Origin of the sequence: Bradyrhizobium genosp. SA-3, from assembly GCF_004212635.1 — a bacterium.
Classification (GTDB): Bacteria; Pseudomonadota; Alphaproteobacteria; order Rhizobiales; family Xanthobacteraceae; genus Bradyrhizobium.
The window spans coordinates 1-13,567 of record NZ_PSRT01000183.1 but is presented as its reverse complement, the minus strand read 5'-3'; the positions used below and the strand labels follow the sequence as shown (position 1 = coordinate 13,567).

The following is a 13,567-nucleotide window of genomic DNA, read 5'->3' as shown; positions in this document are numbered from 1 at the left end:
AGTATTCCAGAGACGCCAGAGGACTACGGTGAAGCCGCGGCGTACTGGATTCCGCGCTTTCGCGGGGAATGACGGCGGTGAGTGGGGGTAAAGGCATTTGCGAAACGACGCGCGCTTACTTCGCCGGCGCCGGGTTGAAGTCCACCTTCGGCGCAGTCGAGATTGCTTTCTCGTTCTCGACCGAGAAGTTCGGCTTCTCCTTGTAGCCGAACGCCATCGCGGTGAGGTTCGTCGGGAACGATCGGACGGTGACGTTGTACTCCTGCACCGCCTTGATATAGCGGTTTCGCGCCACCGTGATGCGGTTCTCGGTGCCTTCGAGCTGCGACATCAGGTCCTTGAACAGGGCATCCGATTTGAGCTGCGGATAGTTCTCGGTGACGACGAGGAGCCGCGACAGCGCGCTGGAGAGCTCGCTTTGGGCGGCCTGGAATTTCTGGAAGGCCGCGGGATCGTTCAGCACCTCCGGCGTTGCCTGGATGCTGCCGACCTTGGCGCGTGCATTGGTCACGCCGAGCAGCACGTCCTTCTCCTGCTGGGCAAAACCCTTCACCGAATTGACCAGATTGGGCACGAGATCGGCGCGGCGCTGATACTGGTTCACGACCTCGGACCAATTGGCCTTGATCTGCTGATCCTCGCTCTGGATCGCGTTGTAGCCGCAATTGGTCAGGCTCAGCGAGGCCAACGCCGCCAGCACGGTGAGGATCTTGCGCATCAAATTTCTCCCGGTGGAATCTGGTGCAAACTACCAGATTAAGCGCCTGAGAAAAGCAGCCGACTGACGCAAGCCTCTTGCCTATCCCTCGCCGACATAGTCAACTCGGATAAAACAAGAACGGAAACGCCAGGGGAAAGCGATGAGCTCGTTCGAGACTATCCTCGTGGAGCGACCGGAGCCGGCGATTGCCCGGATCGTGATGAACCGGCCCGACGCACGCAATGCGCAAAACCTGCAAATGACTTACGACCTCAACGCCGCCTTCGATGCGGCGGTGCAGGACGATGCGGTCAAGGTCATCATCCTCGCCGGCAACGGTCCGCACTTTTCGTCCGGGCATGACCTGCGTCCCGGGGCTAAGAATGCCGCGGGCATCGATTTTCCGCCGATTGGAAATTGGGGCGGTTTTGCCGAGCCCAATGCCCATGGTCGCTTCGCGCGCGAGCAGGAAATTTATCTCCAGATCACGCGGCGCTGGCGCAACCTCGCCAAGCCTGTAATCGCCGAGGTGCATGGCAAATGCATCGCCGGCGGGCTGATGCTGGCCTGGGCCTGCGATCTCATCGTCGCCAGCGACGATGCGCAGTTCTGCGATCCCGTCGTCACGATGGGCGTCTGTGGCGTCGAATGGTTCGTGCATCCCTGGGAGCTCGGCCCACGCAAGGCGAAGGAGTTCCTGTTCACAGCCGATAGCTGGAGCGCCCAAGAGGCGCATCAGCTGGGTATGGTCAATCAGGTCGTGCCGCGCGCGGAGCTGTCATCGAGCGTGCTGGCGCTGGCGCGGCGGATCGCGACAAAACCGTCCTTTGCGCTGAAGCTGACCAAGGAGGCGGTGAACCGCTCGGTGGACGTGATGGGCCAAGCCGCCGCGATCGACCAGGCCTTTGCGCTACATCAGCTCTGCCACGCCCATAATCTCCAGGAGTTCGGCATGATCGTCGATCCATCCGGCCTGCATCCCTCCGTGCGTAAGCCGCCGGCGGCGGAGTAGCCCCATGGACCTCAATCTCAGTGACGAGCAGCGCCTGCTGCGCGAGAGCGCGGAACGCTTCGTGGCCGAAAGCTACGATGCCGATCATCGCCGCAAGATGGCGAGCGATCCGCTCGGGTTCAGCCCTTTGGTGTGGAAACAGTTCGCCGAGCTCGGCTGGCTGGCGCTGCCGATCGCGGAAGAGTTCGGTGGGCTCGGCGGCGGCGCGGTCGATGTCGGCATCCTGATGGAAGCTTTCGGCCGCGGGCTGGTGTCGGAGCCCTATGTCGCAACCGTGGTGCTGGGAGCCGCGCTGATCGCTAGATGCGGCACTACGGAGCAGAAGCAAGCGAGCCTGCCCAAGGTGGCGGACGGATCATTGAAGCTCGCGTTGGCGCATTCCGAGCGCGCGGCACGGTTCGATCTCGCCAAGGTCGCTTCTGTCGCCAACAAGACGGCGCAGGGCTGGCACCTCACTGGCAGCAAGATCGCCGTCCTCGACGGCCATGCTGCGGACGAGATCATCGTCTCCGCGCATGTTCACGATCATCAGGGGCCTTCGGGACGGATCGGCCTGTTCCTGGTGCCGGCGACGACGCCGAGCATTGCGATCAGCGACTATCAGCGCCTTGGCGGCGGACGCGCCTGCAATATCGAGCTGTGCGACGTGCATCTGCCTGCAGACGCTCTGCTCGGCGACGGTCACGATGCGCTGCCCGCCATCGAATGGGCCGTCGATCGCGCCATGGCCGCGTTAGGTGCGGAAGCCGTGGGCATCATGCAGACGCTGCTCGACACCACGCTGGAATACACCAAGATTCGAAAACAGTTCGGCCGTCCGCTCTCGGCCAACCAGGTGATCCGCCACCGCCTCGCCGACATGGCGATGCAGGTCGACGAATCCCGATCGATGGCGCTGCGCGCTGCACTGAAAGCCGACGCCGATCCCGTTGAACGCGCGCGGGCCGCCTCGGGTGCGAAGGCCAAGATCGGCAAATGCGCGCGCTTCGTCGGCGAGCAGTCGATCCAGCTCCACGGCGGCATGGGCGTCACCGAGGAGCTCGAGGTCGGCGCCTATTTCAAGCGGCTCGTGGCCTTCGACACGCTGTTCGGCGGCAGCGCGCATCACTATGCCCGCCACGCCGAGCTTGGCCGCAACGCCGCGCCAGCCTGACACAAGGAGCGCATTATGGACTTATCGTTCAATGCCGAGGAGCGCGCCTTCCAGGACGAGGTGCGCAAGTTCATCGCGAAGAATCTCACCGACGAGATGAAGCGCGCGACCGCGCTGACGCCTTCGGTGTTCGCCGACCCTGACATCGGCATGGCTTGGCAGCGCGCGCTGCACAAGCAGGGTTGGGGCGCGCCAGGCAGGCCGGTCGAGCATGGCGGGCCGGTCTGGACACCGGCGCAGCGCTGGATTTTCGAGACCGAATGCGCGCGCGCCGGTGTGCCCAACGTCAACGTGATGGGCGTGAAGATGGTCGGACCCGTCATCATCGGCTTCGGCAGCCCCGAGCAGAAGAACTTCTATCTGCCGCGGATTCTCTCCGGCGAGGATTACTGGTGCCAGGGCTATTCCGAGCCGGGCTCCGGCTCCGATCTCGCCTCGCTGAAGACGCGCGCGGTGCGCGACGGCGACGACTACATCATCAACGGCACGAAAATCTGGACCACGCATGCGCATCACGCCAACCGCATGTTCGCGCTGGTGCGCACCAGCGACGGGCCGCGGCAGCAGGACGGCATCAGCTTCATCCTGATCGACATGAAGACGCCGGGCATCACCACGCGCCCGATCCTCACCATCGGCGGCGACCACGAGGTCAACCAGGTGTTCTTCGATGACGTGCGCGTGCCCGTCGCCAACCGCGTCGGCGAGGAAGGCAAGGGCTGGACCTATGGCAAATATCTGCTCGAGTTCGAGCGCGGCTCGGGCATCGCCTCGGCAAAACTGCGCGAGGGCCTGAAGGCAATCGCGGACCTTGCCGAGTCCGACCTCACGGGCCGCGCGATCGACAGCCCCGATATCGCAACGCGCATCTCGGAGGTCGAGATCGACATCGATGCGCTGGAGATGACTGAGCTGCGGGTGCTCTCGGCGCTGCAGACCGGGCAAAATCCCGGTGCGGTGTCGTCGATCCTGAAGCTGCGCAACAGCGAAATCCGCCAGGCCGTGACGCGGCTCGGGGCCGATGTGATCGGCCACGACGCGCTCGCCGTCGAGCCCATGCGCCCGCTCTACAAGCTCAACCACGAGCCGGCGACGCCTGAGGAGATGCTGACGGTCATGCCGGAATATCTCAACGGCCGCGCCTATACGATCTTTGGCGGCACCTCCGAGATCCAGCGCGACATCATCGCGAAGATGATGCTGGGGATTTAACCCCCGGCTGTCGCAACACCCTCCGCTGTCGTCCCGGCGCAGGCCGGGACCCATACTCCGGGGAGAAGCTGTGGTGCGAAGCTGGTAACCACCAGCATTCGCCAAATTTACTCGGTGGTTATGGGTCCCGGCCTTCGCCGGGACGACGAGCTGAGTTTGGGGCAGCGACGGAGAACTCCTAACCCGCCTTTGCGTCCCGGATCGCCTGCCAGATCTTCTGCGGCGTCAGCGGCGTGTTGAGCTGGGTGATGCCGAGCTCCGCCAGCGCATCCATGACGCCGTTGGTGACACAGGGCGGGCCGCCGATGGCGCCGGATTCGCCGCAGCCCTTGGCGCCGAGCGGATTGGTGCGGCAGGGCGCGGAGTCATCCAGCGTCACCACGATCGGCGGCACGTCGTCGGCGCGCGGGATGCAGTAGTCCTGATAACTCGCGGTGAGGAGCTGCCCGTCGGCGTCATAGGACACGCCCTCATACAGCGCCTGGCCGATGCCTTGCGCAACGCCGCCATGGATCTGGCCCGTCACCAGCATCGGGTTGACGGCGATACCGACGTCGTCGACCGTGGTGTAGCGCACGACGCGGGAGACGCCGGTCTCGGGGTCGATCTCGACCTCGCAGACATGCGTGCCGTTGGGCCAGCTCGGACCATCCACCTCACCCTCGGAATCGACGCTGAGCTTGGCGCCGCTTTCCTTCTCGGCGAGATCGAACAGGCTGATGCGGCGGTCGGTGCCGACCACGGTGAGCATGCCGCCCTGATACTCGATGTCCTCGACCGAGGTCTCCAGCACGTTCGCCGCCTTCTCGCGCGCCTTCTGGATCAGGTCATTGGAGGAGACTGCAACTGCCGTGCCGCCCACGAACAGCGAGCGCGAGCCGACGCTGCCAAAGCCCATGGCGAGATCGGTGTCGCCCTGCACGACGTCGATCTTGTCCATGGGGACACCGAGCGTGTCGGAGATCATCTGGGTGTAGGTGGTCTGCAGCCCCTGCCCCATCGCCATGGTGCCGGAATGCAGGACGACGCGCCCTTGCGAGGTCGCGTGCAGGCTGACCTTCTCAGTATGCGCACGCCCGCCGGTCCATTCGATGTAGGAGGTGAGACCGCGGCCGTAGAGCAGGCCCTTCTTCTTCGCGGCCTTCTTGCGCGCAGCAAACCCGTCCCAGTCGGCGAGCTTCACGGCGCGATCGAGCATATGCGCGAAGGCGCCGGAATCATAAACCTGTCCTGCCGCGTTGGTGTAGGGCAGCTGCGCCGGCTTGATGTAGTTGGCTTTGCGGATCGCGCGCGGATCCATGCCGATCTTGCGCGCAGCCGCGTCAAACAGGCGCTCGACGATGAAGACGGCTTCGGGCCGCCCCGCGCCGCGATAAGCGCCGACCGGTGCGGTGTGGGTCATCACCGACTTCACCTCGAAATGCACCAGCGGCAGATCGTAGACGCCGGTCTGCACGAACGGCCCGAGCACCAGCGGGATGATGTTGGCCGCACCCGAGGAATAGGCGCCGGTGCAGCCGATCGACTTGACGCGATAGGCCAGCACCTTGCCCTTCTCGTCCAGCGCGAAGGAGGCGGTGGAGGTGAGGTCGCGGCCATGGGTGCCGCCGACGAACTCGTCGGTGCGATCGCCGCGCCAGCGGATCTTACGGTTCAGCTTGGTCGCGGCATAGGCGACGAGGCCATCTTCGGGATAGAGGTTGGTCTTCTGGCCGAAGCCGCCGCCGATGTCGCCGACCAGCACCCGCACGCTGTCCTTGGGACGCTTCAGCACGGCTTCCGCCAGCACGTCGCGGGTCGAGGCCGGCGTTTGCGACTGCACGTGCAGCAGCAGGCGGCCGGTCTTGTCGATCTCGGCAATGGTCGAGCGCGGCTCCATCGCGGAAGGAACGAGGCGCTGGCTGACGAGATCGAGTTCGACGGTATGCGCGGCCTTGGCAAACGCCTCGTCCACCTTGGCCGCATCGCCGTAAGCCATCGCGCCGACGATGTTGTCGGGCGCCTCCGGCCACACCACGGGCGCGCCGGGTTTTACCGCCTCGACGGGGTCGACCACCGCCGGCTGCACGTCATATTCGACCACGATTGCTTCGGCCGCGCTCTGCGCCTCAATGCGCGAGGCGGCCACCACTGCGGCGACCGCTTCGCCGGCATAGCGCACGACTTCATGGGCGAGCAGCCGGCGCGGCGGCACCGTCATCGGCTTGCCGTCGGGACGCTTGAAGATGTTCAACGTCGGAATGCCGCCGATGTCGTCATTGATGAGGTCCGCGCCGGTATAGACCGCGGTGACGCCGGGCATCGACGCCGCGGCACTGGTATCGATCGAGACGATCTTCGCGTGCGCATGCGGCGAGCGCAGCACATGCAACCACAGCGCGCCGTCCTCCGGCTTGTCGTCGATGAATTGCCCCTTCCCGGTGAGCAGCCTAAGGTCTTCCAAACGCTTGACGGGCTGGCCCGCTCCGAAACGCAAATTGCCGGGAAGAATGTTCATTCCGCTATGTCCTTGAAATCCGGAAAACGACCGCGGCGGTTTTAGCCGATTTTGCAGTCGATACAACCGAGCCGCAGCACATCTGCATTGCGTGCCACGCCTCCTTTGGCAGCGCAGATTGCGAGGTCAGGAACGCTCGATGTCGATGATGCCCACATTCACGTCGCGGCTGTCCGAGCCGCGCTTGACAGTGAGGCGAATGGTCTTCCCGGCCCCGGCCTGCTCCAGCGCATCGGACAAGTCGGCGAGGCGCCGCACCGGCTTGCCTTCGACCGCGGTGATGATGTCTCCGACCGCTCCAGTCGATAAGTTGACACCGCGAATCCCTGCCCGTTCGGCAGGGCTGCCGGGGGCCGTCCGCACCACGATCACCCCTTCGACGCCAAGCCGCGTCGAAACATCCTCGCTGGCGGCGACGATGCCGATGCCAGGCGTTGGCACCCGGCCGTTGCGAATGAGCTCGGGGACAATCCGGTTCACGACATCGACCGGCACCGCGAACCCGATGCCGGCGTTCGAGCCGGACGGCGAGATGATCGCCGTCGTGACGCCAATCAGGCGGCCTGCGGAATCCAGCAGCGGCCCGCCTGAATTGCCTGGATTGATCGCGGCATCAGTCTGGATCACATTGGCAATCTCCCGGCCGCCATGGGTCGGAAGCCTACGCTTGAGGGCACTGATGATGCCGCTGGTCATCGATTGATCCAGCCCGAATGGATTGCCGATCGCGAAGGCGGATTGCCCAACCTTCAGGTCACTCGAACTGCCGAGAGCCACCGGCGGAGGGAGTTCGCGCACGCTCCGGATTCGCAGGACCGCAAGATCGTAATTGGGGGCCGTGCCGATAAGGTCCACCTTGGCCACCTCTCCCGACGCAAAGCGCACGGCGATTTCGCCGCCATTGGCCACGACATGATTGTTCGTCACGAGGTGACCCTCGCGGTCCCAGACGAATCCCGTGCCGGAAGCGCCGCCCTGGCCTTCCTCACCCATGAGAGGATTGGCCGCCGATCTCGCCGCCACCTGGACAACCGAAGGAGACACGCGCTCGAAGATGTCGATCGTGGCCGTTTCGGCCTCGGACAGCGGCCCGCGCTGCTCGACGGCTCGCGCGGTGGGAGTGGTCCATGGCGCATGTTGGATTTTCGCGGCAGTAATTACGAGCAGCAGAGCGGCAAGAGCTGCCGCGGCAATTCCGTATCGACGATTCATGGCGATCACCGCGGTGTGTGCTGAAAGCAGTGTTCGGAATGCACATGCATGAGATGGCGGACCTCGCTCACGCAGCAACGTCGCAAGCGGCTGGAAGTTTCCTGACCAAGGCAGACAGAGAACGGCTTTGCTTTCGGCAGGGCGTCCGAGGACATATTGCCGCGTGACAATCGGCTATGCCAACTCCCGCAACGCCGCTTCCACGATCCTGCGCTGCTCGGCCGTCAGCGCGGCCTGAGGCGGGACGGGATCGCCGACGTCGTAGCCCTGGATCGAAAGCCCCGCCTTGATGCAGGCGGCGAGGTTGAAGCGGGCGAAGGCCTCGTTGATCCGCCATAGCCGGCGCTGGAGCACTATGGCCTCGTCCCAGCGGCCGGCCTTGCAGAGGTCGTAAAGCGCAACGCTCTGGCGCGGGATGATGCAGGCGGGTCCCGCCATCCAGCCGAGCCCGCCGATCAGCATCACCGCGGCCGGGATATGGGCGGAGGCCGAGAATACCCGCAAGGCATCGCCGCAGCGGTTCATGATCGAGAGCAGCCGGCCGGTGTTGGTCGAGGCGTCCTTGATGTAGCCGATGCGCGGATGCTCGGCGAGGCGCGCGATGATATCGAGGGTGAGATCGGAGCGCTGGAATTGCGGATTGGTGTAGATGACGACGGGGATGTCCACGGCATCGGCGATGGCGCGGAAATAGGATTCGACCTGCGCATCGGCGAGCGGGAAGTAGGCCTCCAAAATCGCCAGGATGCCGTCGGCGCCGAGCTTTTGATAGGCCCTGGCCTTCGCCACCGCATCCGCCGTCGAGGTGGAGGCGACACCCGCGACCACCGGGACGCGGCCCCTCGCCGCCTCGATCGTGGTCTGCACGATCGCCATGCGCTGTGCGGCGTGGAGATAGGCGAACTCGCCGGTCGAGCCGAGCGGGGTCAGGCCATGCACGCCGGCACCGATCAGATCGTCGCAGAGCTTTGCGAGAACTTCGGTGCGCACCGCGCCGTCGACATCAACGGGTGAGACCAGATAAGGGAAGACGCCGTGGAATTCGGACATGTCGGGGGAAGCTCCGGAAGGCTGGCTGGCACCCGACGGGTATTACCAATGCCCGCCCCGGCGATCAAACCTTGAGCAAGCGCACGCGCGTGCCCCAGGGATCGATCGCCTCCAGGCCGTCGGCGAGCGCGGTGACCTGCGCGCCGCCCTTGCGCAGGCGCTCTTCCTGCGCGGCGAGCAGCTCTTGCTTTTCCATGACCAGCGAGAACCAGGCGAGACCCGTCGCCTGATCGTCGCGTTGGCCCGCGCCCTGGCTCTGCCAGACGTTCATCCCGAGGTGATGGTGATAACGGCCCGACGACAGAAACGCCGCGCCATTGCGGCGGCGGGTCGGGTCGAGGCCGATGGTGCCGTGATAGAAGCTCTCGGCCTGCGCGAGATCGCCGACGCGCAGATGCATGTGGCCGATACGCATTCCGTCCGGCGCCCTGGCATAATCGGCCACGCGCGTATTGGTGAGCGATAAGAGGTCAGGGATGTTGAGCTCGTCGGTCGCCATCTTCACGCTGCCCTCGCTCCATTGCCATTGCGAGGGATCGCGGTCGGCATAGACCTCGATGCCGTTGCCTTCGGGGTCGTCGAGATAGACGGATTCGCTGACGAGGTGATCGGCAAAGCCCGACAGCGGCACGCGATGCGCGGCCGCATGGACCAGCCAGCGCGCGAGATCCTTGCGCGTCGGCATCAGGAAGGCGGTGTGGTAGAGGCCGGCGGCGTTGCGCGGCTCGATGGCTGCTTCGGGACGGGCTTCCAGCACCAGCAGCGTGATGCCGGCCGTGCCGAGCTTCGCGGTCGTCGCCAAGCGCTCCATTACGGTAAGCCCGAGCACATCGCGGTAGTAGTCGGCGACCTTGTCGAGGTTCTTGACCCGGAGCGTCACCATGCCGACCCGCATCGGCGTGCGGCTGGCATAGGTCGGCCCGCCGCCCGGTGCATTCCCCTCGGCGCGCGCCGCGGCTGCGGCCGCCATTGCGAGCGAGGTCGCGCCGGCAAGTTGAAGCAGGGTGCGGCGGGTGAGATCGATGGTCATCAGTCAGGGCTCGCGGAAATGGTTGAGGCCGTGCGGCGCAATGTCAGGCCGATTGCTACACGTTCCCGTGAGCGGCTCCCAATCACATGTTCGTCGGCCGGCGCTGCGGAGGCGCGGCCGTCCCATATGTCCTGGCCACCCGGCCAGTTTCGCAAATGCCTGTGACGTCCCAGATTGAGGACAGCTATAGGAGCCTGCCATGACCGACCCAACTCCTCTGTCTTCGCTATCGTCCGCACTCGCGGACGTAGTGGCGCGCACCGCGCCGTCCGTCCTCTCCGTGCATTCGCATCGCTCCCGCGCGACCGGCTTTGTCTGGAAGCCTGGTCTGATCGTCACTGCCGACGAGGCCCTGGCCGACGAGGGCGCGGTCGAGATCGGGCTTCCCGACGGCAGCCGGGTGGCCGCCACGGTCGCCGGCCGCGACCATACGACCGATATAGCGCTGCTGCGCACTGAGGCCGCCATTGCCCCGGTCAAGCTAACCACATCGATCCCTGCGCTAGGTACGCTGTCGATCGTCGTCGCAACCAACCGCGATACGCCGAGTGCAGCGCTCGGGATGGTATCGGCGTCTGGCAAGAGTTGGCGCAGCCTGCGCGGCGGCGACATCGATGCGCGGATCGAGCTCGACGTCCGCCTGCGCGGTAGCCAGCAGGGCGGCCTTGCGCTCGATGCATCGGGTGAAGCCTTCGGCATGGCCGTGCTCGGACCGCGGCGGGTGCTGGTGATCCCGACGGCGACGATCGAGCGCGTCGCGCCCCAGCTCGAGGCGCGCGGCCGCATCGCGCGCGGCTATCTCGGTCTCGGGCTCCAGCCGGTGCGGCTCGACGACGGTATCGGCGCGATGGTGATGAATGTCGACAAAGCCGGGCCTTCGGCCGCGGCCGGCATCCGCCAGGGCGACGTGATCGTGGCGGTCAACGACCAGAAACTGTCCGGCGTGCGTGCGCTGTCGCGAATGCTGGGACCTTCGAGCGTCGGCGCGGTGGTCGATGTCGCCGCGCGCCGCGGCGGCGAACCGGTCAGCTTCAAGGTCACGATCGGCGAGAGGCCGGAGGCGTGAGCGAGGACAACGCGCCGGAGGTCGTGCTCGCCCTGGAGATCGACGACCCTGCCCTCGCCGATCGCCTGGCCAAGCTGCTCGGCAACGTCGCCGGACTTCGCCTCGCCGCGCCTGGCGAAGCCGCTGCAGCGACGGTTGTTGCCCGCGATCCGCGCATCATGCCTGGCGACATCGCGCTGACCCAGCGCGAGCTCGACGTGCTGGCGCTGATGGCCGAGGGATCCTCCAACAAGATGATCGCGCGCCAGCTCGGTATCTCCGTGCATACCGTGAAATTCCATGTCGGCTCGCTGCTCGACAAGCTGGACGCCACCGGCCGCACCGACGCGGTCGCGCACGCGGCGCGCCGCGGCGTGATCGAGCTCTGATGCCGTCCGATTCACGTCGCTGATGCCGCCTTAAAGCTGAGCCGGACGGTGAGGCCCGGCACATTGTCGTGCAGCGCGATCTCGGCGCCATGGAGGCGCGCGACCGCGGCGACGAGACTGAGGCCGAGGCCATTGCCCGGCGTATAACGGCTCTGTTCGAGCCGGTAGAAGCGCTTGAACACGTGATCGCGCTCCCCGGTGGGAATGCCCGGGCCGTCGTCGGCGATCGCGATCACCGCGCAGCCATCGGCGCTGCGGCAGGTGACGGTCACTTGCCCGCCTTTGCGGCCGTGCTTGATCGCGTTGTCGACGAGATTGGCGATGGCATCGAACAAGAGGTCGCGGTCGCCGATCACCGGCACCTCGCGGTCGCTGGCGAGGCTGAGCTTTGTAGCAACCTGCTCGGCCGCGGCATCGTAGAGCTCGACGACCTCACCGGCGATCTCGGCGAGGTCGAGCGCGCGGAAGGCACCGGTGCGGGCGCGGGTCTCGATCTCCGAGATCCGCGTGATGGAGGCGAACATGCCGAGCACGGCGTCGAGATCGGCGATGGTGTCTCCGATCAGCGCCGCGTCGGCCTCGCTGTTGCGCGGGGCGTGATAGGCCTTCTCCAGCCGGCCGCGCATGCGCGTCAGCGGCGTGCGCAGATCGTGGGCGACGTTGTCGCTGACCTGCTTGACCTCGCCCATCAGCGTCTCGATGCGGTCGAGCATCTGGTTGAGGTTTTCGGCGACGCGGTCCCATTCGTCGTTGCTGCCGCGCAGGGGAATGCGCTGGTCGAGGCCGGCGAGCATGATGGCGCGGCTGGTGGCGTTGATCTGCTCGATCCGCCCGACCGTGCGCCGTGTCACCAGCACCGCCGCGAGCCCAGCCAGCACCAGAAGCAGCACGGCGACCGCGGCCATCGCGAGCTCGATCATGCCGGTGAAGCCGTCATGATCGCCGACGGTGCCGAGCCTACTCTGCACATAGGCGAGCGTGCCGAAATAGACATAGGCCATGATCGCCGCGACGATCATCCCGAACGCCGCGATCGCGATCAGCGCCAGACGGAAGGTCGAGGAGCGGAGCGTCTTAGCCAGGAGCACGGAGGCAATATCCGATGCCGCGGATGGTGTGGATCAGCGGATAGTCCTGGGCATCGTCGACCTTGCGGCGGACCCGTCCGACATAGACGTCGATGATGTTGGTGGAAGGATCGAAATGCAGGTCCCAGACGTGCTGGAGCAGCATTGCGCGGGAGACGACGCGGCCTTCGTTGCGGACGAGATATTCGAGCAGTTGAAACTCGCGCGGCAGCAGCGGAATCTTGCGGCCGCGGCGGCTGGCGCTGCGTGCGATCAGATCGATGGCGAGATCACCGACCCGGATCAGCGTTTCCTTGGCAATGGTCTCGCTGCGGCGGCCGAGCGCCTCCAGCCGTGCGAGCAGCTCGACGAACGAGAACGGCTTGACGAGATAATCGTCGCCGCCGGCGCGCAGGCCACGCACGCGGTCGTCGACCTCGCCGAGCGCTGAGATGATCAGGAATGGCGCGGCAATGCCGTCGTCGCGCAGCTGCCGCATCACGGTGATGCCGTCGATATCGGGCAGCATGCGGTCGATGGTGATCACGGCATAATCGCGCGCGGCGCCATGGCTCAGGGCTTCGCGCCCGTTAGCTGCGAGATCGACCTCGTAACCGGAGGTCGTCAGTTCCTCGACGAGCTGGCCTGCGGTTTCCGGATCGTCCTCGACGACCAGGATGCGGCGGTGACCTCCGGTCATGACGAACTCCGCGCGACGATCGCCACCAGACTATCCCGTCCCGGGGCTGAGCGGAACTGCCCGGTGGCGACCGCGACAATGGTGCGGTCCGGCGATGCTAGTACCAATCGTACCCGCACACATTGACCCAGTGCCAGCCATAGGGCGTCCATCTCCTGCGCCAGCAACCGTCGTCGTAATAGTTGGCATAGACGAACGGCGCGCCGACGAAGGCGAACCGGTGGAAGCGATGATGGTGGAAGAAGGCATGGCGGCCGATGAAATGCCTGCCGTGCCAGCCCGTGCCGGCAAACCGCGGGCCGAAGGCGGCGCGGGTCGCGAGCGGCGCACCGGCAAAGCGCGGCCCGATCGCCGCGTGAGCGGCCATCGGGGAACCGGCGAAGCGGGCGCCACCGAAATGAGCTCCGCCCATGCCGCCCACTCGCATGCCCCCGCCCATACCGCCGACATGCATGCCACCGCCCATGCCGCCGGCGTGCATGCCGCCACCACCGAAATGC

The 13,567-nt window shown here is 65.8% G+C and carries 13 protein-coding genes; 5 read left to right on the top strand and 8 right to left on the bottom strand.

The genetic code is table 11. The features are described 5' to 3' along the window. Positions 1–115 precede the first annotated feature (115 nt). Complete coding sequence (locus tag CWO91_RS37970; protein WP_130220520.1) at positions 116–718, bottom strand: LemA family protein; 603 nt, start codon at positions 716–718, stop codon at positions 116–118. Between the two features lie 142 nt (positions 719–860). On the opposite strand from CWO91_RS37970, the gene CWO91_RS37965 reads away from it, so the two are divergent. Genes CWO91_RS37965 through CWO91_RS37955 form a run of 3 tightly spaced genes read left to right on the top strand, consistent with a single transcriptional unit; the run spans position 861 to position 4,077 of the window. Further along, the gene (locus tag CWO91_RS37965; RefSeq protein WP_130220519.1) at positions 861–1,712 is read left to right on the top strand and encodes an enoyl-CoA hydratase; all 852 of its coding nucleotides are present in this window, start codon (positions 861–863) and stop codon (positions 1,710–1,712) included. Between the two features lie 4 nt (positions 1,713–1,716). Beyond that, the gene (locus CWO91_RS37960) at positions 1,717–2,865 is read left to right on the top strand and encodes an acyl-CoA dehydrogenase family protein (protein ID WP_130220518.1); all 1,149 of its coding nucleotides are present in this window, start codon (positions 1,717–1,719) and stop codon (positions 2,863–2,865) included. 15 nt (positions 2,866–2,880) lie between these two features. Then, the gene (locus CWO91_RS37955) at positions 2,881–4,077 is read left to right on the top strand and encodes an acyl-CoA dehydrogenase family protein (RefSeq protein WP_130220517.1); all 1,197 of its coding nucleotides are present in this window, start codon (positions 2,881–2,883) and stop codon (positions 4,075–4,077) included. Positions 4,078–4,255: 178 nt separating this feature from the next. On the opposite strand, the gene CWO91_RS37950 is transcribed toward CWO91_RS37955, so the two are convergent. From CWO91_RS37950 to CWO91_RS37935, 4 genes are all read right to left on the bottom strand, one after another. Next, a complete protein-coding gene (locus CWO91_RS37950; RefSeq protein ID WP_130220516.1) occupies positions 4,256–6,574 on the bottom strand; it encodes a xanthine dehydrogenase family protein molybdopterin-binding subunit in 2,319 nt (772 codons plus the stop codon). Positions 6,575–6,700: 126 nt separating this feature from the next. Continuing rightward, on the bottom strand, positions 6,701–7,786 hold the full coding sequence (locus CWO91_RS37945) for a S1C family serine protease (RefSeq protein WP_130220521.1): 1,086 nt from the start codon (positions 7,784–7,786) through the stop codon (positions 6,701–6,703). Between the two features lie 174 nt (positions 7,787–7,960). Further along, complete coding sequence (locus CWO91_RS37940) at positions 7,961–8,836, bottom strand: dihydrodipicolinate synthase family protein (RefSeq protein WP_130220515.1); 876 nt, start codon at positions 8,834–8,836, stop codon at positions 7,961–7,963. A gap of 64 nt (positions 8,837–8,900) precedes the next feature. Continuing rightward, entirely contained in the window at positions 8,901–9,866 is a 966-nt protein-coding gene (locus CWO91_RS37935; RefSeq protein ID WP_130220514.1) for a VOC family protein, read from the bottom strand. A 199-nt stretch (positions 9,867–10,065) separates the two neighbouring features. Here CWO91_RS37935 and CWO91_RS37930 point away from each other — a divergent pair, with 199 nt between their 5' ends. Together CWO91_RS37930 and CWO91_RS37925 are read left to right on the top strand one after the other, a co-directional pair. Continuing rightward, on the top strand, positions 10,066–10,932 hold the full coding sequence (locus tag CWO91_RS37930; RefSeq protein WP_130220513.1) for a S1C family serine protease: 867 nt from the start codon (positions 10,066–10,068) through the stop codon (positions 10,930–10,932). After that, positions 10,929–11,300, top strand: a complete 372-nt coding sequence (locus tag CWO91_RS37925; protein WP_130220512.1) for a response regulator transcription factor — start codon at positions 10,929–10,931, stop codon at positions 11,298–11,300. The genes CWO91_RS37930 and CWO91_RS37925 overlap by 4 nt, the downstream gene beginning before the upstream one ends. Before the next feature lie 11 nt (positions 11,301–11,311). Here CWO91_RS37925 and CWO91_RS37920 read toward each other — a convergent pair whose 3' ends face one another. The 3 genes from CWO91_RS37920 to CWO91_RS37910 all read right to left on the bottom strand — a co-directional run. Further along, positions 11,312–12,388: a sensor histidine kinase gene (locus CWO91_RS37920; protein ID WP_130220511.1), complete on the bottom strand. Its 1,077-nt coding sequence runs from the start codon at positions 12,386–12,388 to the stop codon at positions 11,312–11,314. After that, positions 12,375–13,067 (bottom strand): response regulator transcription factor, encoded by a 693-nt coding sequence (locus CWO91_RS37915; RefSeq protein ID WP_091881121.1) that lies wholly within the window; start codon positions 13,065–13,067, stop codon positions 12,375–12,377. The genes CWO91_RS37920 and CWO91_RS37915 overlap by 14 nt, the downstream gene beginning before the upstream one ends. A gap of 97 nt (positions 13,068–13,164) precedes the next feature. Next, positions 13,165–13,567, bottom strand: a 403-nt coding sequence (locus CWO91_RS37910; RefSeq protein ID WP_130220510.1) for a hypothetical protein, incomplete at its 5' end; no start/stop codon positions are given.